Raw genomic sequence first — 23589 nt, forward strand, 5'->3', positions numbered from 1 at the left:
AACAGGTGCTCTTGAAATGCATCCCGCGCTTGCGCAATTTCGTCGCCCCGGCGTACCCGAAATCCCGCGTTGCGCCAGCGATCTGTGTCAGGAGTTTCCAGTCATCGACGCGGCCGATTCGAACTCCCTGGCAATGGAGATTTTTTCGTCGCGACGCGACATGGTCAGTCTGGCCGTGGTCGAAGATGACCGCCCAATTGGACTAATTAACCGCGATATTTTCCTGTCGCAAATGAGCAAACCATTTCACCGGGAGCTCTACGACAAGAAAAGCTGTATCGCGTTCATGGACAAGGCGCCGCTCATCGTCGACGCGGACATGAGCATCGAAGCGCTTACGTTCAAGACGGTCGAGGTGGGTAATAAGGCGCTGTCCGACGGATTTATCGTGACGCGGCATGGCCGCTTTGTCGGCCTGGCGAGCGGCTTTCAGCTATTGGGAGCCGTAGCTGAAATGCAGGCGGAGAAGAACCGTCAGATCATGCAGAGCATTGAATATGCGAGCGTGATCCAGCAAGCCATGCTGCGCGCTTCGCGCGAAGCGCTCGCATCCATGTTGCCGGATGCCACGTTGGTATGGGAGCCCCGTGATGTGGTCGGCGGCGACTTCTATCACTTCGCTTCGTTTCCCGATGGATGGTTTGGCGCGGTCGCCGACTGTACCGGACATGGCGTGCCTGGCGCCTTCATGACATTGCTTGCTTCAGCTTCACTCTCGCAGGCGCTGGAACGCATCGGGCCGCGCGACCCCGCCGCCCTTCTGGCAGCGGTCAACCGCAACGTCAAAGGGTTGCTGGGCCAGGTGCAAGGGACAGGCGCGTCGCCACAGTCGAACGACGGCCTCGACGCCGCTTTCTTCTGGTTCGACGCTCAACGGCAGCGTCTATATTTTTCCGGCGCGCGCATCGCGCTGCACGTTTTGCGACCGGATGCCGATCACTTTGAAAGCATTCAAGGCGAACGCATGGGCGTCGGATACGTCGACAGTCTGGCGGACTATGCCTGGGCGCTGAACACCGTCGCGCTTACGCCGGGCAGTCTCCTGTTCGTCTCGACAGACGGGCTTATTGATCAGATTGGCGGTCCGCGAAAAATTGCTTTTGGAAGGCGCCGGGCCCTCGAACTCATTATCGAAAGCCGTGCGCAATCGCTCTCCACCATACGCGATTCTGTACAGCGCGGGTTGGCGGACTGGCAGGCCACGCAGGTGCGTCGAGACGACGTAACGTTATTTTTTGCACGCGTTTAGGGTAGTCCATGAACATGTTTGTACTCTTAGACCAGGATGCCGCGTTTTTCGAACTTGCTCAACGGCGCAACCTGCTTTTTTATCATAAGGGCTACTTTTCCCACAGCATCATCGCGGGAATGAGCGAGGTCGTGAAACTGCAACTGGAGGTCGCTGGGATCAGCGCCCCAATCCGACGAAAACTGTTTTCGTCCTTTATCGAACTCTCGCAGAACATCATCCACTATTCGTCCGACTCGCTCGTTGAAGACGGCGGGACGGGTGGCGCCATACGGGAAGGCGCCGTGTCCATTGCCACTGACGGCGATCGCCACCTCATGCTCTGCGTGAATCCCATTGCGACGACGGCAGTAGCCAGTCTGCGTGAGAGGCTTGAGCCGCTGTGCAGCATGTCGCTTGAAGAAATCAAGCAGGCCTACAAGCTGACACTGCGCTCGGATACGCCCGAGGAAAGTAAGGGTGCGGGGCTTGGTTTTTTGACAATGGCGCGTGATGCGAGCGCTCCGCTGGAGTTTGCTTTCTATCCACGCGTCGATGCACCCGAAACCACGCTGTTTTGCCTCAAGACCATCATCTGACCAAGTGACGAGTACGCGCCATGAATAATCTTTATATTGCGGCCACGACCACGTCGCCGGAAGTCGATTTTCAGTTCGATCAGAATGCGTTGATTCTCAGGGGAGAGTCTTATCCCGAGAATGCGGCCGCGTTTTATGCGCCGATTATCGAGCGGCTTCGCGCATACCTTGAAAGTCGCAACGATGCCGTTATCACGGTTCAGGTCACCCTGACCTACTTCAACAGTTCGAGCACGAAAATGCTATTCAGCGTGTTCGATGCGTTGGATCGGGCGGCCTCATCGGGAAATCGTGTGCTGGTCAGGTGGTACCGTGACGCCGAAGACGAAACCATTCTTGAATTCGGCGAAGAATTGCAAGCCGATTTCAAGGCGATCGAGTTCACCGATTGCCCAGTTACGACATAAGGACAGCGACGGTGGTCTCAACTTCCCCTTCGGACGTACGTTCGAACGACACTCCCGACCTGTTCCAGAACGAGAGTGAGGCGCTGGAGAAAGCGCGCGCCATTTATGCGAATGCCGATGCCGACGCGCACCAATGCCGCCTGGCGTTAGCTGAGCTTAGCGGGCACTTCGAACGCCTGATGCGCGAGACCCGCCGGCTTATTGGGCGCAGCGACCGCGCCGAGCGTGAGATGCAGACACTGACCCAACAGTTGCAGTATCGCGCGACACACGATGCGCTGACCAATGTCCTGAACCGCAGCGCGGTGATCGAAAGGACGACCAAGGCGTTGCGCGTCGACCGGGCAGTGATCATCTTGCTCGATATCGACGATTTTAAAAAAGTAAATGACGATTTCGGACACCCCGTGGGCGACGCAGTCATCCTCGGGATTGTCGATTGTCTGCGGCACATTGTTGGTGACCAGGGTGTCATCGGTCGCGTAGGCGGCGAAGAATTTACCGTGCTGTTGCCTGGGCATGACCTCGATGACGCCCTGCAACTGGCTGAGAAAATGCGCGGTTCAATCGGTAATCACGTGTTTGCTCCGCCCGTCAATCGCCGAATCACGGCTAGTTTTGGCGTGAGTGCGAACCCGGCTCGAACCGATTTCGACATTGCATACGGGTTTGCCGATTCAGCTTTGTATAAGGCGAAACGGGGTGGGCGAAATCGTGTGGAGTTTGCTGCACCTGGTCGGGGTTCTCTAGCAGCGCACGGCTAAAACCCGCCCGGCGCAGAGCTTCTTGCGGTTTGTATCCCAGATCGCAGGCCACGTCGAAAAAATTGGTGAGGGCTGCAGCGCGAACTAAAGTGGTCACGTGCTGAAAGGTGTCAGGATAAACGGCATTCTGGCATCGGGGCTGTCCACTCGTCGACGGCCCGCATGCCTATGCGCAGGTTCACGGTCTGCCAGTCGATAGCCGAGGCTCGCTAACGCGTCGTGCGGTACGTCCCCTGGCGCTTCGCGACACCGCCGTATGACATCGCTGTCTCGATGAACACCCGCACGCAAGGCGAATGCTCGCGCACACGATACGCCACCGCGAGTTCGACCTGATCTTTGAAGTCGCTTACAGGTTTGAACACCACGCCAGGTTGGGCGAACTCGCGGATGGATTGAGGCACGAGCGCTACGCCATAGCCCGCCGAAGCCATGCTGACCGCGGTAATGAAATCGTTGACCCGATACTCCGGTTGCGCATCGAACCCACCGACGCGGCCGAGTCTGGCGAGATCTTCCGCGAAACCAGCCGCCTCATTAAACTGCGGCGCAATGAATGACATCCCGCGTAACTGGGACGCCTTCACGGCTTTCACGCGCGCAAGTGAGCTATCTGCCGGCAGAGCTATCAGCAGGGGTTCGCTCTGAACGACCTTGGCTGTGACCCCGTCGGGATAGTGTGCGCGGGGCCGCATAAAGCCGACGTCGATGGCGCCATCCGCCAGGCGCTCCAGTTGCGTCGGTGTTTCCATCGCCAAAATGTGCATGCGGACGTCTGGGCTCGCCACCCTGAACACCTTGAGGGTATCGGGCAGCAGCCCGGTCGCAACGGCCGAGCCGATATAGCCGAGCGCAACGTGACCCGCTTCCCCTCTCGCCGCGAGACGCCCGATGCGATCGGCGCGTTCGATCTGCCGCAGTGCGACCTTGGCCTCAACCAGAAAAAGGTTGCCTGCATCGGTTAGCGTGATGGCTGCGCGTTTGTTGCGGTTGAGCAACCGTACGCCAAGATCGGACTCGAGTCTCTTGATCTGCTGACTGAGCACCGAGGGGGCGATTCCGAGCCGGTCGGCTGAGCGAGCGAAGTGCAGGTCTTCGGCCAATGCAACGAATAGGTTGAGCTGCCGGCTATCGATCATCTTTAATCTCAATTCACGAATAAAAATGCAGTTTATACGTGTTTAACGAATCTGCGATAAGGAGTCAAATAGCCATACTCTCTTCCCCAAGGACATCTCCATGAACTCCGTCACAGTGTTGCCGAAGGTGGCGTCGGTCGATACGCCACTGAAGTTCTCGATCGCGAGTCACCCCCATCACGAACGTCTGCGTCATGTCACGGTGCAGGGTGACGCGTTGCAAAAATTCTTCGCTTCTGTCAAAGACATTGATCTGCAGAACCTCGAATATGTACCGTTCATGCGCTTTATGGTCGCAGACGCACTCGAGCGCGCAGTCGGCGGCGGTTTCGCGTCCGCACTTCGGCAGCTCGTACGGGACCGGTCCACTGGAGGTTTCACGCTGGGCGTCCAGGATTCGACTGTCGATCATCGCTGTTTCGTCCTGTTTGGAACGGCAGTCGGGTACCTGCTCGGACCGGCGAATCACGATGCTATGTCAGGCACGTACTACGCCCGCTTCCTTGTGAAGGACACGGACGACAGCGACTCTTATCTGCGTCAGGCATACCGCCTGTTCACGCTGCACACAGACGGCACCTTTGTCGACGAACCGACCGAATGGCTGCTCATGATGAAGTTCGCCGAAGAGAACGCAGTCGGCGGCGAGTCGCGCTTCATGCATATCGATGATTGGAGCGAGCGCGCCACTTTCCTCGACGATCCACTCGGCACGCGACCGTTCCTCTACAAGGCGCCTGGTTCGAAGAACATCGACGCACAAGTCGAACGCCCGGTGTTCTTCCAGAGCGAGTATGGTCTCGCGATATCGTTCATCGACCAGTTCGTGCAACCCCGTTCATCAGCCGAAGCGGTTTATCTGCACGACCTCTCGGCGTCAATGGAAGCCACGTCCGCAACGCGCGAAGTACCGCTCCCCGTGGGTGACCTCGTCGTCCTCAACAACTATTTCTGGCTGCACGGGCGGGCGCCGTTCCAGAAGCATCCGGCGCTGCATCGTGAACTGATGCGCCAGCGTGGAGTGTTCGCAAAATGACGACCGTCCAGCATCACCGCGGGTATGACGCTGACGTCCTTATCGTCGGTGGTGGCATTGTTGGTGTCTCAACGGCCATGCAACTGGTCGAACGATATCCAGGCCTGAGTGTACTGCTGCTCGAGAAGGAGGCCTCACTTGCGGCTCACCAGTCAGGGCACAACAGCGGCGTGATTCACGCCGGTGTTTATTACGCGCCAGGCAGCCTTAAGGCCGAGTTCTGCCGGCAAGGCGCCGCTGCGACTTATGAGTTCGCCCGTCGCCATGACGTGAGCGTCGAGCAATGTGGCAAGCTGATCGTCGCGACCGACGATGTCGAAGTCGAGAGACTGGATGTGCTCTATGCACGTTGCCAGCAGAACCACCTTGCACCGCAGATGCTCGGCGAGGCAGCGTTGAAAGAACTTGAGCCGCGCGTCGTGGGTCGCGCAGCGATCCGCGTGGCAACAAGCGGTATCGCGGATTTTCCGGCCATGACCGCGAAGATGGCCCAACTCGCGCAGGAACAGGGTGCTCAGATTCTGCTGAACCAGCGTGTGGATGCTCTGCACGAAGACGAAAACGGCATTACCGCGGAAACGGCGAGTAGCCGCTTCCGGGCAAGGCACGCGATCGTCTGCGCTGGCCTGATGGCGGATCGACTGGCGAAAATGTGCAAGGTCGACCTCGATTTTCGTATCGTGCCATTTCGTGGCGAATACTACCGATTGCCGGAGACGAAGAACGACATTGTGAAGCACCTGGTCTATCCCGTACCGAATCCCGCTCTGCCCTTTCTTGGCGTGCACCTGACGCGCATGATCGGAGGATATGTCACAGTAGGTCCAAATGCCGTGCTGGCGCTTGCACGCGAGGGCTATCGTTGGCGCGATGCAAATCTGAAGGATCTCGCAGGCATGGCCGCTTTCCCGGGATTCTGGAAGATGCTCGGAAAGCATGGAGCATCTGGGCTCAACGAGATGTGGAACTCGCTGTGGAAACCGGGCTATCTCGAACTGTGTCGCCGCTATTGTCCCGAACTTGCGCTGTCCGACCTTGAGCCTTACCCGTCCGGCGTACGCGCGCAGGCCGTGATGGCGGACGGCACCATGGTGCATGACTTCCTGATCCGCTCGTCGCAAAGAAGCCTGCACGTGTGCAACGCGCCTTCTCCGGCGGCTACCTCCGCGCTGCCGATCGGCGCCTATCTCGTCGAAGCGTTTGACAAGCGTTTCGATCCTGCTCCACGTTCGCGCCCACGCTCGCCACACCAGATTCACGATCTGGCGAGCGGGTAAGCACACGGCCCGGTGAAAGTTGTCCACGAAAACCGGTCAACGTCCAGTTCACAAAGAGCCCGGCTAGTCCACCAGCTTGCCGGGCTCTATCATTTCAACGACCCGATGCACTGGAACAGACTTGCACAGCAGGCCGAGCGCAATACGCACCCTTAAAGTCGAAGATGTTCGCAATACCGGCAGCACACTCAACTGCGCCGCGCTTCTGCGATGTGAAGCCACCTGCCAATGAGGTAAACCGTGAAGGGCAAAACTGCCGCGAGCGGAAGCCAGCGCAGCGCGCCTTGAAGACCTACCGCGTCTGCTATCACACCGGTGAAAAAGGGACCCGCTGCGAGGCCCAATATATTGTTGAATAGCGTCAACGTCGCAAATGCCGAGCCGTGGATGGCTGGCGGTGTGGCCCCAGCAATGATCGCGCTGCATGTGCCGAACGAACTGGCAAGGAAAAACACTGCAGGCACAAGGAGCGCCAGTTGCAGATTGCCCGGTGGCAAACGGAACGCGATCGAGAGCAGGATGCCTAGCACGAGGCAATAACCAATCGCCATGTTCCACCGCTTAAGCGACGAGTCCCCGCTGAACCGGTCGGTCATCACTCCGCACAGGAGTTGGCCCAAGCCGCTGACAAGGACAAGGCCGGCCGCCACGACGGCCGCTTTGCTGACAGGCATGCCCCAGTAGCGATTCAGGTAGCTGGGCAGCCACACGAAAAGCGTGCCCTGAATGAAGATCTGCAGGGCGCTGCCGAGGTACGCACAAAAGACGGAACGGGACGGAAACAAGCCAGAGAAAAACGCTCGCGGTGTCAGTTTCACACGCCCGTACACCGGAGTTCCGCTCGCATTGTCCGGATGCGCACGCGCGAGCCTCCTTTCCGTGACGACGAAGAAGTAAACGATCACCAGCACAAAACCAAAGATCGCCATGAGACCCATCGACCAACGCCAGCCAAACCGGGTCGCAATGATGCCGGAAAACGAAACACCGAGCACGGACCCAAAGGCAGCGGCAGACGTAAAGCCACCGGCAATGGTAGAGCGCAGATGCCTTGGAAAGATGCTTACGAGCATCGCGAGTCCGACACTTCCGTAGGCAGCCTCGCCGACACCAACGAAGATGCGCGCGACGAACATCTCGTGGTAGCTGCTGGCAATCGCGCACCCGAGCGTGGCAACACTCCACAGCGCAGCCATCAATGCGATGCTTTTGACACGTCCCCAGCGGTCCGCGATTATGGAAAACGGCAGGGTCAGCACGCCGACCGCCAACGGCACAACGCCGCTGATCGAACCGAGCTGGGTATCGGACATCTGCCACTGCACTTTCAGGATGGGAAACAAAGCATTGAGCGCCTGCCGCGACATGTAGTCGGACAGCAACAGGCAAAACATCAAGGCAAATACCACCCAGGCGTAGGCTCGAGCGCCACTGACAGCCGCAGCCGACTCGACCGGCATGGCGTTACTCGTATTCAGGTTCAATTCTGTCTCCTCCGATGATTCACGAAACTCATACTGAGTCGTGCCGGCCGGTGTCGTCTGACCCGTGTTAAGCAAGACCTTACGCCAGAACCGGATGTGTTTTCAGCTGGCCGTCAGCAGCGCCGGACGCTTTCTTGGGGTCGCCGTGCGCGCTTTGGATTTCGACGATGGCCCGCACATACAGAACGAAGGCGCTCGCCAAAATAAACCCCCACGTGGAAAGGCTTCAACAGAAGTATCGCGCCAAAGCCTCCGTCCGGCAGCAATGCTCCAGACGACGGAGATTGATTTGAGGATAGCACTGATAGCTATTTTTGTCGACATTATTTATTTATCAAGCGCGAAACGTCACACCTGAGTGCGGAGACGAATTGTTACGAAGTCGCGTAAGCCCGAAGTGAAGCTACGGTTCATCAGTTCAAGCGCGCGACAACACGATCATCGATAAGGATTCCTTACATCGGATCAAGTGGGTACGGCGTCAGTACCAATGGAACGCGCGCAGCCTGATCACCTCGCGTCCCGATGGATATCCGGTATGCCGGCGTGAGACTCTATGGATGAGGTGCTGGTTTGCCGTGTCACATCTTAGGTAAGCGTGACCAGCGTCGAGGAGAGGATGTATGAGGGGGAAGCGAAATCGATTCCGACGACGTGACGTGCCGACTCGTGCCTATGCAGAGATCGTGCGAATCAATTCGTGCGACTTCGCGGCCACGCTAGACGCGGGCGCAGGTAGCGGGAACCTAGCCATGGCGCTCCAAACGATGGAATTCCGGGCAATCAGGATTCAACCGTCCTGAGCATGCCGGGAGCGACTCACTCTCTAGAGGAACCCGCTACTTCGGACTGCGCCGCCTTTGGGGTGCGTGCACGCCGACTCTCTGCCGGTTTCGCAACGACCGCGCGAACCGCAGCATCTCTGGCGTCGTCCAGGCGCGAGGCTGCAAGGGAAAGCAGTAGCTTGTTGTCCCGCTTGACCGCGGCCTTCTGCAGCGCGTGCCAGACTTTTAAGGATGCGCGAACCGATTGAGGCTTAGCCACAAATCCTAGCCGGACATACCGCAGCGTTCGCAATGAGATGGAGTGCAGGACGTCGACCAGAACCCGGTTTCGGCACAGATCGACCGTGTTGAAATTCAGGAGGAAGCTTTCCACCGCGTAGGCGTCTACCGACTCCTCGGCCGCCTTGGTTAGTCGTGGCATATGCGCGGTCAGTAACGCCTCGAGTTCGCACGGGCTTTCACGCGCTACCTGCTCCAACATCGTAACGTAAAGCACGCTGCGCACGCGGAAAATGTCCCGAAGCTCATTCTCGTCGGGGGCCGTAACGATCGCCCCGCGTCTTGCCTGAAACTCAACCAGGCGGTCCCGCTCCAGGATACGCATTGCTTCGCGCACTGGCGCCCGGCTGACGTGCAGCACCTCGCTGATATCGCTCTCCAGCAAGCGTTGCCCAGACTTCACCAGGTCAAGCGTAATGACCCCGGCCAGTCGGGCTGCGATCTGCTCGGCAATCGGCACCGACGCATACGCCCAGTCCTGCCCGCGCAGCACCGCGCGCTCGACTGCCAGCATCAGTGAGTTCTTTGGCGTAAGAAGCGCGGAAAGATCGGGAAGATTTTGCGTTTTATTTCGGGCCATGGCGTATAGCGGAATCAATTTTCGTCGAATTTAATCCACTGACCATTATATTCTCCGGCGGTGTAATGTCGACAAAAATCCGGCCTCATTTGGTGAAAACTCGACGCCGCCGTGCGGACCAGAAAACCAAAGCATCGCTCAACCTGACAAACGCTGGAATGGTGTTCTGGAACGACCATCACCGTTTGCCAGCCTCGATCGGCCATGACCGCAAGCTGAGCCCGAACATCTCGCGTGGCCAGCAAAATCTCACGAGGACAAGCAAACTGTTCAATAAGGCGTATCGCCTTCGATTCCCGCTCGCTCCATCTTGCGGGGCGCTGGCCAATAATCCATCACCGCATAGTGCTGCGTTGGCCGGTTGTCCCACACTGCAATACTGTTCGGTTTCCACCGGAAACGAACCTGATACTCTGGGATCGATGCCTGGCTCTGCAGATAATTCAGCAGAAGGCTCGCGCCAGGCGTCTTGTCCAAACCGTAACGCACATTTTCAACTGTATGGTAGTTGACGAAATGCGTCGTGAAGCTGCTGACGAATAGAATCTTTTCGCCAGTTTCTGGGTGCGTCCGCACGACAGGGTGCTCCACCTGGGGATTCTGCGCCGCCAGTTTTCTTCGCTCCTCCGGATCCATTGCTGCACCAAACGAGTGCTCAATGCTGCTTTTTGCTCTCAATCCGTCGATGCGCTTCTTGATGTCTTCTGGTAGTTGCTTGTAAGCCTCGACCATGTTGACCCAGATGGTGTCACCCCCAACTTCTGGACAGTCGACGCAGCGCAGCACGGCGCCCATAGACGGGTTCGGCCGCCAAAGCCCATCGCTGTGATAGTTGTTCTCGTAGGGATTTTTTTCTTCCGATCGATAGATCTGGACGAGCCCCGGGTGTTCAGGGTCGCTTCCTGCAACGGGATGATCTTCTAATTTGCCGAAACGGCGCGCAAAGGCGACATGCTCTTCTCGAGAGATATCCTGATCTCGAAAAAAGAGGACTCGGTGCTTAAGCAACAGACCCTTGATTTCGGTGAACAGCGATGCATCTCGAGACGCGTCCCCTAAGCTCACACCGGACACCTCGGCACCGATGCATGCGGTCAGTCTTTCCACTTTAATCATGAGCGATATCTCCTGGTATTGGATGGGCATTTCACCAAGCCTTCACGGCAGCCTCTGCGCGCTGAGTGGCGCCGCAGCCCGCGAAACCTTGAAATAAAGTTGCCTCTCCATCTGTCAGCATAAGATAGCACGCTATTTTATTTATGTCGACATTAATACAGCAATTTTTCAACCGCGCTCGGTTGCGAAATGCGATGACTTGCATGGCTAGCCGCGCATAGCGCCCGCCGCAGGTCCGGTCGATCTTGGGTCATTGTTTCGCCGCTCAGGCTGTCGGGAGCGTATGAACACCAGAATGATTCGCCCGCCTCACCTCAGCTGCGATACACCAACGCATGCCCTCAAAAGATTCGACGTTCGGATGGGTCATCGCGATGCTTTCCGCTGGATTAGTCATGACGCCTGCCTGGCAAGCGAGCTGATCAACTGAAGCAGTTCCACCGCCCGCACCGCCGCGCGGGAACCGTCCGGCAGGTCTCCCCGAACATAGAGAGGCCGAAGCTCCTCGATTTCTGTCAGCGCGCCGAGCAGTTCGCCTTCCGCAAGGGAATACTTGCGCAACATGCTCACGATCAGCATCGAGTTGTGGACGATGTCCTCACTGTCTGAGGTGACGCCGCGGCTATGCAGCGCGTAGTTCGCCCAGTGTGTCCCGGCCAGCATCGCTGCCTCAATCTTCATTTCCCAGTCATTGTCGCCGAGCAACTTCAGCGACTTCTCGATGTTCTCCGCCTTGAGCCGATGATTCTCACGTTTCATACCCGGCACCCTTCAGTGCCTGCCCGAATATGTACATGACCTGTGTAAAGGCTTGTTCACATTCGTCGACGGTCACTTGTGTCGGCACTCGATCGCCGCGAATGCACGGATCCCGATGATGCTCAATAATCCGCAGCGCGTGTTCGAGTTGTCGAATTGCCTGCGGTACTTCTCCCTCGATTTCCGGCCAACCGACATGGCTCACATCGCCTGGCCCCCGGAGCTCGCGCGCATAGCTGCCGTCCGACTGCTTCACAACGTGCACACCGGGAACGGTCGAGAACACAGGATCATCGCTCGTCAGGCCAGCGAGATGAAGCGTCGCATTGAACACGTTGGTACTCGCGGTCAACGTGGCCCAGAACCACAATTCGAAGTCGGCTAACGGGTCGAGATGCTGTCGGAGCGACGCCATGCGTCGCACCTTATCGAGGTGAGAGATGACCTTCATGACGCATTCTTCCTTACAGGAACGACTGGCCGGCCTAAGCTGAACCGGCGCGCGCCGCATTACTGGGCGAACGGCTGCCGCACCGTGAGCTTGCTGGTCACCGACGTCACACCCTCGACGCCCTTCGCGACCTCGGCGACGGTGTTGATCTGCGACGCGTCCGGGACCGTGCCGTTGATCGTCACCGCGCCATCTTTCGCAGTGAAGCTGATGTCGCCCGCGTCGATCTCCTTGTGTTTCGCCAGCGCCGCGTACACCTTGCGCCGCAGCGCCCGATTTGCCTGCCGCGCGGCTTTGGCCGTCATGCCACCGGAAGCGGTGACCGCCGTGCCAGCCGACGCTCCCGCCGACGCGCCGCCCTGCGACCAGGCGCCGATTGACGCCACGGCCATCACAACGCCGAGTGCCACCCTGAGTCCATTCATCGATTTCATCGTTGTTCTCCGTTCCGATTGCACATCATCAGAAGTTGTGACGCAGGCCGATCATCGCGGCCGTGGTCGACACGCCCGGCGCGACGGGTTGGCCATACACGATCGTCTGGTTCATGGTCCCGCGGTTCGCGACGTACCCAACCTGCGCATAGGCTATCGTGCGCTTCGACAGGTTGTATTCCGCGCCCACCGCGTATTCACTGGAATGGTTCGCGGAGTTGTTCCGGTCCTTCAGGTAGTAAAAGCCAGACGTGATCCGGAAGAAAGGGTTGAACTGATAGCCCAGACCGCCCGAAATCATTTCGTAGTCCGCCTGGCTCGTGTTCGAGGGATTCTTGCCAATTCCGTACGACGCCGACACCGATACGCCGCGGATGGTGTACTTCGCGCCGAGATAGTAGAAGCGGTTGTTGTCGAGCCCGGTCGGCGTGGCCGCCGCGAGGTTCGTGTCGTGCGCGTTGTAGTAGACCGCCGCGAGATTGAGCCCGTAGTTCGAATACCTGAGCACCGCCGACTCGCGCGTGCCGCCCTGGATCTGCCCCGGCACGCCGCCCGGCGCGTACTCGAGCCCGGCCGACGCGCCATAGAACTTCGGCGACTGGTAGACGAGCGCGTTGCTGTCGTACAGCGCGCCGATCGGCACGTTCGTGTTCGTCCCCGGCCAGCCGGCGGCCTGGTTCAGTCCAAGCCACGCGCCCAGGATGCTGCCAAAGTACTGCGCCGAGCGGACGTCCGTATCGGCCATCGCGTAGATCATCGGCGTGTACTGCCTCCCGGCATCGAACGTGCCGAACGGCCCCGAGATGCCGACCGTCGTCTGCTGGTTGAACACCGCGGTACCGCCCGTCGTGTCGGCCAGACCGAGCTTGCCGGAACTGCTGTTGAACACCCCCTGCAGCTTGAAGTTGACCTTGTAGCCACCGCCAATGTCCTCGCTCCCCTTGAGGCCCCAGAAGCTCCCATAGATGCCGCCGTCCTTGACTGCGAACACGTGCCCGTTATTGTGGGCGTTCGGCGCGAACGACGACGCAGCCGTGCTCTGATAGACGAGGCCCGAATCGATCGCGCCGTACAACGTGACCGACGACTGCGCATGCGCCGCGCCGGCGAATACCGCGAGTGCCGCTACCGCGCTCCACTTCAGTTTCATTGACGTCTCCTCTGCTTTTTATGAACACCGGGCGAGCCCGGCCGGATGCCTGCCTGAGAATGGATCGATTCAACGGCCTGCCCTGCGACCACCTGACTTGCCTGCCGAACACTCACAACACTCATCATCCTCCTAAATTGTTTATGTCGACATTAATATTTATACTGAGTCAAGCTGGCACGCGGAACGAAATGCGACTTCGTGACAAGCGACGATGTTCAGACCCTCAGACTCGCGTCGGCGAAAGCAGAGGCATTTAGTACATCGGCCGCAAATTGCACACTTATATTTATGTCGACATTAATATTTAACGGGGGTACACTGCTGACACACTGGCGGTCTCGCCTTGTCGCCGCCGATGCGAAGTCAATGAATGGAGGGAATCCAATGCTGTCGACACCGCCCATTACGAAGACATTGGTGAACAGCACTCACGCCGCTCGAAGGATTGCAGCGCGGATTGCTTCAGCGTTTGTTCCGACGGAGCATCTCGCTCCTTTTAGTCACGAAGCGCTTTGCTATGGGTGCATGGCCGGCATTGTGATGCTGCTCCCCCATGACATCGCGCCGTGCGATCGAGGCCATGATGATCGGGAATTCAGACTGAACGGCGACTCCACCCCTACGCCTCAACTACACGAAAGGCAGCAACCTGCGGTCAATCAAGCCGCTCGCTACGGAGCGCACGGGTTGCCTGGCAATACGGACGATGTCCCTGCTGGATCGCCAGCGCACCGCCGTGCCGAAGTTGGTGCTGCAAATCGGGTTCTAAAGCACTCTCATCCAGTTCGGCGTTCTCAATATTCGCATTTCAACTTGGAGATCCATCACCATGAACTTCCTTGACGGCCACCTGTATCCCGAGAACCAGCAGCCCCTGATTATTACGGCTGCTCCCTATGCGCCGGGTTGGATTCCCTCAGACTTCCCGGAAGATATTCCTGTCACCATGGAAGAGCAGATCCAGAAGGCGGTGGATTGCTACGAAGCCGGTGCCACCGTGCTGCATCTGCACGTGCGCGAACCCGATGGCAAGGGCAGCAAGCGCCTGTCCATGTTCAATGAACTGATCGCCGGAGTGCGCGCCCGCGTGCCGGAAATGGTCATCCAGGTGGGCGGCTCCATCAGCTTCGCGCCTGAATCCGAAGGTCAAGCCGCTCAATGGCTTAGCGATGACACGCGGCATATGCTGGCCGAACTCGATCCAAAGCCCGACCAGGTGACTGTCACCGTCAACACGACCCAGATGAATGTGACGGAGCACGCCGGGATGGATGACTTCAAGGGCGTTTCGCGAGGATTCCCGCACCTGTATGCAACGTACAAGGACATGATCGTCCCCTCGAATCCCAGCTGGGCCGAAGAGCACATCCGACGCCTGACAGCCGCCGGAATCCAAAGTGAGTTCCAGTGCTACAACATCAACAGCTTTGAAACAATTGAGCGGATGATTCGCCGCGGCGTCTACAAGGGGCCGCTGGTGATGAACTGGGTGGCGATCAGCGGCGGCATGGATCAGGCGAACATCTACAACCTGGCCAACTTTCTGCGTGCAGCGCCCGACGGCGCGGTGGTCACGGTGGAGAGTTCGGTACTCAACGTGCTCCCCGTGAATATGATCGGCATCGCCTTGGGCCTGCATGTGCGGTGCGGCATCGAGGACGTGCTCTGGAATCAGACCCGCACAGGCAAGATGAGCTCCGTCGAGCAGATCAAGCAGTTAGTGCGTATCGCCGGCGAATTTGGCCGCCCCATCGCGACAGCTCAACAGGCACGGGAGATCATGAAGATTGGAGTCTTCTACGAGACGGCGGATGAGACGCTTCAGGCCAATGGCTTCGCGCCCAATCGCAACGGTGGCAACCAGGGATTCCTGCGCAAGCCGACCTGAAGCCTCTATCAATCGCCCAGCATTTTCTTTAGACGGACTGACGCTGAGGCTGAAGTTCCCCAACATCGACCGGAGTTTTTTGGCGAGATCAAGGGTGAACTAAGGACTAGCGTGCCGCAGGTGAACTGCAGCAGTCGATACAAAACAGGAGACAATATGGCAAAAGTCGTTAAATTCCACGAAACCGGCGGTCCCGAGGTCCTTCGTTTTGAGGACGTTGAGGTTGGCGAGCCGGGACCGGCAGAGGTACGCGTGCGCCACGTGGCGGTGGGTCTTAACTTTGCCGACACGTACTTCCGCGGGGGTACCTACACGGTTCCGTTGCCCAGTGGCCTCGGTAACGAGGCCGCCGGCGTGATTGAGGCCGTCGGTGCGGGCGTAACCCATCTCGAGGTCGGCGACCGTGTGACCTACACGGGCTTCACCAACACACTGGGCGCCTACAGCACTGAGCGCCTGATTTCTGCCGCACTGCTGATCAAGCTGCCGGAGACCATCAGTTGCGAGACCGCGGCGGCCATGACCATGCGCGGTTTGTCCGCTGCCTACCTGGTGCGCCGAATCTACCCTTTCAAGGCGGGCGACGCCGTGCTGCTTCATGCCGCAGCAGGCGGTGTTGGCCTGATCGTTTCGCAATGGGCCAAATTGCTCGGGCTGACGGTGATTGGTACGGTTTCAACTGATGCCAAAGCGGAGGTGGCACGCGCCCATGGCTGTGATCACACGATCAACTACAGTCATGAGGATGTGGCCACGCGCGTGCGCGAACTGACCGATGGGGTGGGCGTGTCCGTGGTCTTCGACAGCGTGGGCAAGGCGACCTTCATGTCCTCGCTGGACTCCCTCAAGCGCCGTGGCCTGATGGTCTGCGTCGGCACCGCTTCCGGCAAAATCCCGCCGTTCGATCCGCAAATTCTGGCCCGCAAGGGCTCGCTGTACCTGACCCGTCCAGGTTTGGCCGACTACATCGCCGACCCGGTCGAAAAGGCGGAACTGGTCGATGAGCTATTCGGTCATGTGGCGGCAGGCCGCATATGCATCGAGATCAATCAGCGGTATGCGTTGCAGGACGCAGTGCAAGCACATCAAGATCTGGAGGCTCGAAAAACCACAGGCTCCTCCATTTTCGTGATTTGAGTGTTGCGTCCACTTCCCGGGAAACTCGAACGGTCGGGCTGGTTAGGCCTGCAAAATGTAGCCCAGTGATTCGGCACATGGTCAGGTCGTTAAGGACGCGCAGCCGGTAGCGCTCTTCGCAGTACGCGGCGCTGCGATCCACCTATGCCATGCCATAGCAATGTGCGATGCACAAGCGTGCAGCGATCTCGCGAGCGGTCGTGGCTCATGCGATCCTGTTGTCTGGACCGAGGCACAGCCACGACGTGAAGGACCTGCGCCGCTTCGACGGTGTGCGCGACCAGCCCATACGCAATTGATATTTTCCACGGAGTCCAGCCGATGACCTCATCTTTGCCACCAACCGTAGTGATGGTTCCGGGCCTGCGGGACCACGTCGAGGATCACTGGCAGACAATACTCGCACGCAAGCTGCCCAAGGTGCGCGTAGTACCGCCGCTGGAGCACGACAAGCTCAGTTGCGTGGCCCGGATCGAGGCGCTCGACCAGGCGCTCGCCAGCATTACCGGCCCCGTGGTACTCGTGTCTCACAGCGCCGGGGTGATGATCACTGTGCACTGGGCGCTACATCATCAGCGGGAAATCAAGGGCGCGCTGCTCGCGGCGCCGCCGGATTTCGAATCGCCGCTGCCAGACGGCTCTCCGACGATGGATGTCCTGGGTCAGCACGGGTGGTTGCCTACGCCACGAACCCGACTACCGTTTCCGAGCATCGTGGCGGCCAGTACGAATGACCCCCTTGCGCGGATTGACGCGGTCACGCAACTGGCGAACGCCTGGGGTAGCCGCCTGGTTAACGTCGGCGCTGTCGGTCATCTCAACCCCGCCTCGGGCTTCGGTGAGTGGCTGCGCGCTGCGGAATTCTTGAACGAACTCGGTTGAGGAGCTAACGTGGCCAGTCAAAACATTCCCTCCATGGCTTGTGAGAAAGCGCCGATGGCGTGCACGATCAATGCCTCTGCACCTCGGCAGACGGCGAGGGAATCATCCGCATCCACGGTACCGCAGTCGAAAAAAGGATGATTCTCGAATTGCTCGTGGAAGCTTCAGGCGCTGCTCGCGTCATTGCGAGATCACGCCTTGCACAGAGCGAATCATCCAGACGGCCGATATTTCTCGGTTACCTGTGCCGTCCGGACGGTATCGGGCGTTCCTGACCTGCTTATCGGTGAGCGGCATAGTGGTATCTCCCGATCGAGATGGCAGAGACTCGGACGGATACCACCAATTGTCACCGGCTGCACCTCGATAACCGCGGAACAGGTCGGAACCAAATGGCTGCAAAGCCTTATGCCGCAGGGAGTTTCCGGGTTTAACCGGATTTTGTCGGAAGGATTGCTGGTGCCGGGGACCGGACTTGAACCGGCAAGCTGTTAAGCGGCGGATTTTCGTCACACCACGTCTTTCGACGCCGGGAACACCGGGCGGCATTCCCGTTCGTGCGCTGGACTATGCCTTCACCATCGCGGCGCGCCTCGTAACACGCACCGCCTTAGGCGCCCCCCGTCTAGTCTCTACACCTTCCGCACCCTCGCACACGTGCGACGGCGGGCTTGGCTCGGCGTTGCCTCGATTGGGCGCGGTACGCGCAATCAGGGGTTTCACCGAATTTGAGGGGTTTTGCACCGGCCGTTTCCGGTCGGGCACTCAATAGTTTAAGTCCGCTATGTTTACCAATTTCATCACCCCGGCAGGGCGGACGCGATTCTACCATTGCCCCGCGGCGCCTCCAAACTGCCCCCGCCAGCGTCATTGCACAGTCACAAAGGGTGTCGATAATTGATTCGACGAAAACGTTTACAACCGGGCGCAAATTACGGCGATGACTCCCACCATCAAGGATGTCGCGGCACACGCGGGCTTTTCGATTGCCACGGTTTCGCGGGCAATCAACGCGCCGCACACGGTCAATCCGGTCACGCTCGACAAGGTCCGCCAATCTATCGATGCCCTCAACTTCAGGCCCAGCGTGCTCGGCCGCCAGTTGCGCGGCGAGCGCACCCGTCTGATCGGCGTCGTGCTGCCGACCATCGCCAATCCGGTATTCGCTGAATGTCTGCAGGGCATCGACGAACTGGCTGCCGCACAGGGTTACCGGCTGATGCTAATGACCACCCAGTACAACGCCGAGCGCGAGCGCTACGCGATTGAAACCCTGCGCGAGCACCGCGTCGAAGGCCTGATCCTCACCGTGGCCGATGCCGACACCCACCCGCTGCTGGACCAGCTGGACCGCGCGGGCCTCCTGTACGTACTGACGCACAACGATACGGTGCGCCGCCCCTCGGTCGCAGTCGACAACCGGCTCGCCGCCTACGAAGGCGTACGCATGCTGATCGCGCACGGCCACCGGCGCATCCTGATGCTGGCGGGCACGCTCGCTGCATCGGATCGCGCCCGTCAGCGCCACCTCGGCTACGCCCAGGCCATGCAACAGGCAGGACTCACCGCTGCCCCTGCGCTCGAAATCGATTTCAACGCCGAGGAACTCGAGCCTTCGGTGCTGGCGCATCTGACCACCGGCGCCAACCGCCCCACTGCCCTCTTCTGCAGCAACGATCTGCTGGCGATGGTGGTGATGCGTGGATTACGTCGGGCCCGTCTGCAGATCCCCGCTGACATGTCGATCCTGGGTTTCGACGGCCTCGCCATGGGCGAACTGCTGCAGCCGCCGCTCGCCAGCATTTGCGCGCCGAACCGCGAAATCGGCTGCGCCGCGTGGCGCCGCTTGCTGGCTCGCATCGAGCACACTTATAGCGGCACGTCGCTCGCGTTGACGCTGCCGCATTCGCTACGCGAAGGCGCAACCATCGCCGCGATTTCGAGCTCGAACGAGCTGCCGCGCAGCCGCTTCACGCAGTCACTTGCGTAGGCGCGCTACCGAGTTGGCCTGCATTGCCAGCTTGCCCTGCATTGCCCTGATATGCGTCTGGGATTCGCCCGGCATTGGCCGGGCGTCTAACACATGACTGTTGCCATCATTCTTTCAAGGAGACTCGCAGTGATCCGCCGTCCCTCCTGCCATCGTCCCGTTTGGCGCCGACTGCTGAACCGCGTGAGCGCGCTTGCCCTCTGTGCGACGACACTGTCCGCCGCCGGGCTGACCAACCTCCTCGCGCCGGGTCCGGCGTATGCCGACGAAACCGCGATCTGCTACAACTGCCCGCCCGAGTGGGCCGACTGGGCGAGCCAGATCAAGGCAATCCAGCAGAAGACCGGCATCCGCGTGCCGTCGGATAACAAGAACTCAGGCCAGGCGATCGCCCAGCTCATGGCCGAACAGAAAAGCCCGGTGGCGGACGTGGTTTACCTCGGCGTATCGTCGGCGTTTCAGGCGAAGGACAAAGGCGTAATCCAGCCGTACAAACCGGCGCACTGGGACGACATCCCCGCCAATATGAAGGACCCGCAAGGCTACTGGTTTGCGATCCACTCGGGCACGCTGGGCTTTTTCGTCAACAAGGATGCGCTCGAAGGCAAGCCGGTGCCGCGCTCGTGGGCCGATCTGCTCAAGCCGGAGTACAAAGGAATGATCGGCTATCTCGATCCGTCGAGCGCCTTTGTGGGTTATGCAGGCGCGGTGGCGGTCAACCAGGCGCTCGGCGGCAGCCTCGACAATTTCCAGCCGGCGCTCGACTGGTTCCGCAAGCTCAAGGCCAACGCGCCGATCGTGCCGAAGCAAACGGCCTATGCGCGCGTTCTCTCGGGTGAGATTCCGATTCTGCTCGACTACGACTTCGACGCCTATCGCGCGAAGTACAAGGATCAGGCCAACGTCGAATTCGTGATTCCCAAAGAAGGCACGATCTCGGTGCCGTACGTGATGAGTCTCGTCAAAGGTGCGCCGCACGCAGCGAATGGCAAGAAAGTGCTGGATTTCGTGCTCTCCGATGAAGGCCAGAAGCTGTGGGCCGCGGCCTACTTGCGCCCCGTGCGCGCCGTCGCGATGAGCCCCGATATGGCGGCAAAATTTCTTCCCGCGAGCGACTATGCACGCGCGAAGGCTGTCGATTTCGGCAAGATGGCCGAGAAGCAGCAAAGCTTCGGCGAACAGTATCTACAGGTGATGCATTGAACGATGTCACGTTTGCCCTGCGCTGGCGCATCGTCTTGCTGGCGCCGGCGCTCGCTGTCTTCATTGCGTTCTGGTTGCTGCCGATGGCCGCGCTCGCGCAATTGAGCGCCGACGGCCACGCGTTCGACACGTATCGCGCACTCCTCACTAATCCGCGCTACATGACGAGTCTCGGCGCTACGGTTCTGCTGTCCGCCGCGGTGACAGCGACGACTTTGGTGTTGTCCGTGATCTCGGGTCTGCTGCTGGCGCGGCGTGAATTCCCCGGCAAGCGCACGCTGCTTGCGCTGCTCACGTTTCCGCTGGCGTTTCCGGGCGTCGTGGTGGGCTTCATGGTCATCATGCTAGCGGGGCGCCAGGGGTTGATCGGCGCGTTGTCGCTCAAGCTCACCGGAGAGCGCTGGGTCTTCGCCTATTCGATGAGCGGGCTTTTTCTCGGCTACCTGTATTTCTCGATTCCGCGCGTGATCGTCACGGTGATGGCCTCGGCGACCCGGCTCGATGCATCGCTGGAAGAAGCGGCGCGCTCGTTGGGTGCGTCGCCGTGGCAAATCATGCGCGACGTCATCTTGCCAGCGCTTTCGCCCGGCCTGATTGCGGCGGGCGCGGTCTGCTTCGCGACCGCAATGGGCGCGTTCGGCACAGCGTTCACGCTCGCCACCGATATCGATGTGCTGCCCATGACCATCTACACCGAGTTCACGCTCAATGCGAACATGGTGACGGCCGCTGGCCTGTCGATCCTGCTCGGTCTCGTCACGTGGGCAGTGCTGGCACTGGCGCGCAGCATGACCGGCTCTGCCGTGGCGGCGAGCGCATAGTGCAGCCGAGACGCGCGCACCCTCACCTGTCGACTCGCACTCTGTTCGCTGCCGCTCAATGGCTAGTCACGCTATTGCTCTGCGCCTTCCTTATCCTGCCGGTCGTGATGTCGATCATGGCCGGACTAACGGTCAACTATTTCAAAGGCATCGCCAGCGGCCTCACGCTGCGCTGGCTGATAGAAGTGTGGACGCAGTATCACGCGTCGGTGTTCCTGTCGCTCGAAGTCGCGGCGGCGACGCTCATCATCACGCTGATCACCGGAGTACCGGCGGGATACGTACTGGCGCGAAGCCAGACCCGTCTCGCGCGCCTGATCGAAGAGTTTCTCGTCTTGCCGATTGCGCTGCCGGGCCTTGCCTCCGCGCTCGCGTTGCTGGTGGTCTACGGCGGCTTCACGATGTTTCGCATGAGCGTCGCCTTCATCGTGGTCGGGCATGTGGTGTTCACGCTGCCGTTCATGGTGCGCGCGGTCGCTGCCGTCTGCGCCAGTTCTGATCTGCGTGCGCTGGAAGAAGGTGCGGCGAGCCTCGGCGCCACCTTCATCCAGCGCTTTGTCACTATCGTGCTGCCCAATGCGCGACCTGGAATCGTCGCGGGCGCCCTCGCGGTGGTAACGCTTTCGATCGGCGAATTCAACCTTACGTGGATGCTGCATACGCCCGATACGAAGACCTTGCCGGTCGGACTCGCGGACACCTATGCGTCGCTGCGCATCGAGATCGGTAGCGCCTACACGATCCTCTTTTTAATCATGACGATGCCGCTGCTGGTCGCCATGCAATGGCTTGGCGTCGATGCCACCGGTCAGCGCAGCGCCACCGCGAAACGCGACATCCTGCGGACAAACCGTCCTGATCGTCTCAACGACACACCATGAAACTCGCCCCTGTTTCCATCACGCTCGCACAGTGCGGCAAGACCTTTCGCGGCACGCGCGTGCTCGAACCGCTGGATCTGCAGATCGGCGCTGGTGAGACGCTGGTGCTGCTCGGGCCGTCCGGTTGCGGCAAGACCACCACGCTGCGCATGATCGCCGGCCTGGAAACACCGGATGCAGGTGGGCGAATTACGTTCGGCGACGAAGACGTGACCGCGCTGCCGATCGAACGCCGTCAGGTGGGCATGGTGTTCCAGAGCTACGCGCTGTTTCCGAACCTGAACGTGCGCGGCAACATCGGCTATGCACTGAAAATCAAACGGGTCGCAAAAGACGTAGCGCGGCAACGGGTCGACGAACTGCTCGCCATGATGCGTCTTACGCCGCACGCCGACAAACCGGTCGCACAGCTCTCGGGTGGCCAGCGCCAGCGCGTCGCGCTCGCACGCGCGCTCGCCATGCAACCGCGCGTGCTGCTGCTCGACGAACCGCTTACCGCCCTCGATGCCCGCTTGCGAGACACGCTGCGCAGCGAAATGAACGCACTGCTGCGCGAACTCGGCATCACCACGGTTTATGTCACGCACGATCAGGCCGAGGCGATGGAACTGGGTGACCGCATCGTCGTGATGAGCGAGGGTCGCATCGAGCAGGTCGGCACACCGCGCGAGATTTACTACCGTCCGGCCAACCGGGCCGTCGCACAGTTCATCGGCACGATCAACCGGCTCAGCGGTGAACGGCGCAACGGCATGCTGGTGACCACCGGCGGCGCCGTCCCCTTCACCTCAAACGCTTCGGACACAGCGGGCATGTCACGTGCGTCCAACACGAAGAATAGCCCGGCGCTGCCATCGACCTCTGAAACGCTGGCAGCCGGTCCCGGCGAGTTGTTCTTCCGGCCCGAAGATGCCAGTCTCGCGGACCCGGCCACCGCCCAACTACGCGGCACCGTCCAGGGCGCCGCGTTTCTGGGCGAGCGCACCCGTCTGACGATTGACGGTGCGGCGCCCGACGCGTTGATCGTCGACGTCGCGGGCCGGGTCGAACTCGCACGTGGCACGTCCGTCGGCATTTCCATCGCCCCCGACGCGCTGATTGCGCTATCGTGATGCAAAACGTGGCGCAAAACGGCTGCTTTTCCGCGCATTTTCCTGCGCCAGCTTCTCCGCACTAGAAGGACTCAAGGACACTCACCATGCTGCTAGCCCAGATCAGTGACCTGCACGTCAAACGGCCGGGCGGTCTCGCCTACCGGCGCGTCGACACCGGCGCCGCGCTCGCGCGCTGCATCAC

At 59.9% G+C, this 23589-nt stretch carries 23 protein-coding genes and 1 pseudogene; 16 read left to right on the forward strand and 8 right to left on the reverse strand.

Annotation, left to right across the window (positions count from 1 at the left end):
• The first annotated feature begins 133 nt into the window (after positions 1 to 133).
• From WCA85_RS14165 to WCA85_RS14180, 4 genes are read left to right on the forward strand one after another with little or no spacing between them, the layout of a single operon-like run.
• Positions 134 to 1249, forward strand: coding sequence for a SpoIIE family protein phosphatase (locus WCA85_RS14165; RefSeq protein ID WP_424064873.1), 1116 nt, complete (start codon positions 134 to 136; stop codon positions 1247 to 1249).
• 14 nt (positions 1250 to 1263) lie between these two features.
• Positions 1264 to 1827, forward strand: a complete 564-nt coding sequence (locus tag WCA85_RS14170) for a SiaB family protein kinase (RefSeq protein ID WP_424064875.1) — start codon at positions 1264 to 1266, stop codon at positions 1825 to 1827.
• A gap of 20 nt (positions 1828 to 1847) precedes the next feature.
• Positions 1848 to 2234, forward strand: coding sequence for a DUF1987 domain-containing protein (locus tag WCA85_RS14175; RefSeq protein WP_424064834.1), 387 nt, complete (start codon positions 1848 to 1850; stop codon positions 2232 to 2234).
• Between the two features lie 11 nt (positions 2235 to 2245).
• Entirely contained in the window at positions 2246 to 2998 is a 753-nt protein-coding gene (locus WCA85_RS14180) for a GGDEF domain-containing protein (RefSeq protein WP_424064877.1), read from the forward strand.
• Positions 2999 to 3207: 209 nt separating this feature from the next.
• On the opposite strand, the gene WCA85_RS14185 is transcribed toward WCA85_RS14180, so the two are convergent.
• Positions 3208 to 4137, reverse strand: coding sequence for a LysR substrate-binding domain-containing protein (locus tag WCA85_RS14185; protein ID WP_424064836.1), 930 nt, complete (start codon positions 4135 to 4137; stop codon positions 3208 to 3210).
• Between the two features lie 100 nt (positions 4138 to 4237).
• Between WCA85_RS14185 and glaH the strand changes: the two genes are divergently transcribed.
• Positions 4238 to 5173, forward strand: a complete 936-nt coding sequence (gene glaH, locus WCA85_RS14190; protein WP_424064837.1) for a glutarate dioxygenase GlaH — start codon at positions 4238 to 4240, stop codon at positions 5171 to 5173.
• The gene (gene lhgO / locus WCA85_RS14195) at positions 5170 to 6450 is read left to right on the forward strand and encodes an L-2-hydroxyglutarate oxidase (RefSeq protein ID WP_424064839.1); all 1281 of its coding nucleotides are present in this window, start codon (positions 5170 to 5172) and stop codon (positions 6448 to 6450) included. Before glaH ends, lhgO begins: the two co-directional genes overlap by 4 nt.
• A 188-nt stretch (positions 6451 to 6638) precedes the next feature.
• On the opposite strand, the gene WCA85_RS14200 is transcribed toward lhgO, so the two are convergent.
• A complete protein-coding gene (locus WCA85_RS14200; protein ID WP_424064840.1) occupies positions 6639 to 7934 on the reverse strand; it encodes an MFS transporter in 1296 nt (431 codons plus the stop codon).
• Positions 7935 to 7998: 64 nt separating this feature from the next.
• Here WCA85_RS14200 and WCA85_RS14205 point away from each other — a divergent pair, with 64 nt between their 5' ends.
• Positions 7999 to 8292 (forward strand): hypothetical protein, encoded by a 294-nt coding sequence (locus WCA85_RS14205; RefSeq protein ID WP_424064842.1) that lies wholly within the window; start codon positions 7999 to 8001, stop codon positions 8290 to 8292.
• Between the two features lie 461 nt (positions 8293 to 8753).
• On the opposite strand, the gene WCA85_RS14210 is transcribed toward WCA85_RS14205, so the two are convergent.
• The 6 genes from WCA85_RS14210 to WCA85_RS14235 all read right to left on the reverse strand — a co-directional run bounded on the left by WCA85_RS14210 (position 8754) and on the right by WCA85_RS14235 (position 13488).
• On the reverse strand, positions 8754 to 9578 hold the full coding sequence (locus WCA85_RS14210) for a GntR family transcriptional regulator (RefSeq protein WP_424064844.1): 825 nt from the start codon (positions 9576 to 9578) through the stop codon (positions 8754 to 8756).
• Between the two features lie 270 nt (positions 9579 to 9848).
• Complete coding sequence (locus tag WCA85_RS14215; RefSeq protein WP_424064846.1) at positions 9849 to 10694, reverse strand: TauD/TfdA dioxygenase family protein; 846 nt, start codon at positions 10692 to 10694, stop codon at positions 9849 to 9851.
• 393 nt (positions 10695 to 11087) lie between these two features.
• Positions 11088 to 11453, reverse strand: a complete 366-nt coding sequence (locus tag WCA85_RS14220; protein ID WP_424064848.1) for a hypothetical protein — start codon at positions 11451 to 11453, stop codon at positions 11088 to 11090.
• Positions 11443 to 11904: a hypothetical protein gene (locus WCA85_RS14225; protein WP_424064849.1), complete on the reverse strand. Its 462-nt coding sequence runs from the start codon at positions 11902 to 11904 to the stop codon at positions 11443 to 11445. The genes WCA85_RS14220 and WCA85_RS14225 overlap by 11 nt, the downstream gene beginning before the upstream one ends.
• 59 nt (positions 11905 to 11963) lie before the next feature.
• Positions 11964 to 12338: a BON domain-containing protein gene (locus WCA85_RS14230; protein ID WP_424064851.1), complete on the reverse strand. Its 375-nt coding sequence runs from the start codon at positions 12336 to 12338 to the stop codon at positions 11964 to 11966.
• 28 nt (positions 12339 to 12366) lie between these two features.
• Positions 12367 to 13488, reverse strand: coding sequence for a porin (locus WCA85_RS14235; protein ID WP_424064853.1), 1122 nt, complete (start codon positions 13486 to 13488; stop codon positions 12367 to 12369).
• An 832-nt stretch (positions 13489 to 14320) separates the two neighbouring features.
• On the opposite strand from WCA85_RS14235, the gene WCA85_RS14240 reads away from it, so the two are divergent.
• The 9 genes and pseudogenes from WCA85_RS14240 to WCA85_RS14280 form a co-directional block, all read left to right on the forward strand.
• Positions 14321 to 15379, forward strand: a complete 1059-nt coding sequence (locus tag WCA85_RS14240) for a 3-keto-5-aminohexanoate cleavage protein (RefSeq protein ID WP_424064855.1) — start codon at positions 14321 to 14323, stop codon at positions 15377 to 15379.
• Between the two features lie 156 nt (positions 15380 to 15535).
• A complete protein-coding gene (locus WCA85_RS14245; RefSeq protein WP_424064857.1) occupies positions 15536 to 16516 on the forward strand; it encodes a quinone oxidoreductase family protein in 981 nt (326 codons plus the stop codon).
• A 321-nt stretch (positions 16517 to 16837) separates the two neighbouring features.
• Positions 16838 to 17398: an RBBP9/YdeN family alpha/beta hydrolase gene (locus tag WCA85_RS14250; RefSeq protein WP_424064859.1), complete on the forward strand. Its 561-nt coding sequence runs from the start codon at positions 16838 to 16840 to the stop codon at positions 17396 to 17398.
• 940 nt (positions 17399 to 18338) lie between these two features.
• Positions 18339 to 19388, forward strand: coding sequence for a LacI family DNA-binding transcriptional regulator (locus WCA85_RS14255; RefSeq protein WP_424064861.1), 1050 nt, complete (start codon positions 18339 to 18341; stop codon positions 19386 to 19388).
• A gap of 213 nt (positions 19389 to 19601) precedes the next feature.
• On the forward strand, positions 19602 to 20591 hold the full coding sequence (locus tag WCA85_RS14260) for an ABC transporter substrate-binding protein (RefSeq protein WP_424064878.1): 990 nt from the start codon (positions 19602 to 19604) through the stop codon (positions 20589 to 20591).
• Positions 20588 to 21412, forward strand: a complete 825-nt coding sequence (locus tag WCA85_RS14265) for an ABC transporter permease (protein WP_424064862.1) — start codon at positions 20588 to 20590, stop codon at positions 21410 to 21412. Before WCA85_RS14260 ends, WCA85_RS14265 begins: the two co-directional genes overlap by 4 nt.
• A complete protein-coding gene (locus tag WCA85_RS14270; RefSeq protein WP_424064864.1) occupies positions 21412 to 22293 on the forward strand; it encodes an ABC transporter permease in 882 nt (293 codons plus the stop codon). Before WCA85_RS14265 ends, WCA85_RS14270 begins: the two co-directional genes overlap by 1 nt.
• Positions 22290 to 23405: an ABC transporter ATP-binding protein gene (locus WCA85_RS14275; protein ID WP_424064866.1), complete on the forward strand. Its 1116-nt coding sequence runs from the start codon at positions 22290 to 22292 to the stop codon at positions 23403 to 23405. Before WCA85_RS14270 ends, WCA85_RS14275 begins: the two co-directional genes overlap by 4 nt.
• Positions 23406 to 23491: 86 nt before the next feature.
• Positions 23492 to 23589, forward strand: a pseudogene (locus WCA85_RS14280) (phosphodiesterase); the annotation flags it as partial.

Origin of the sequence: Paraburkholderia sp. (assembly GCF_049581445.1) — a bacterium.
Classification (GTDB): domain Bacteria; phylum Pseudomonadota; class Gammaproteobacteria; order Burkholderiales; family Burkholderiaceae; genus Paraburkholderia.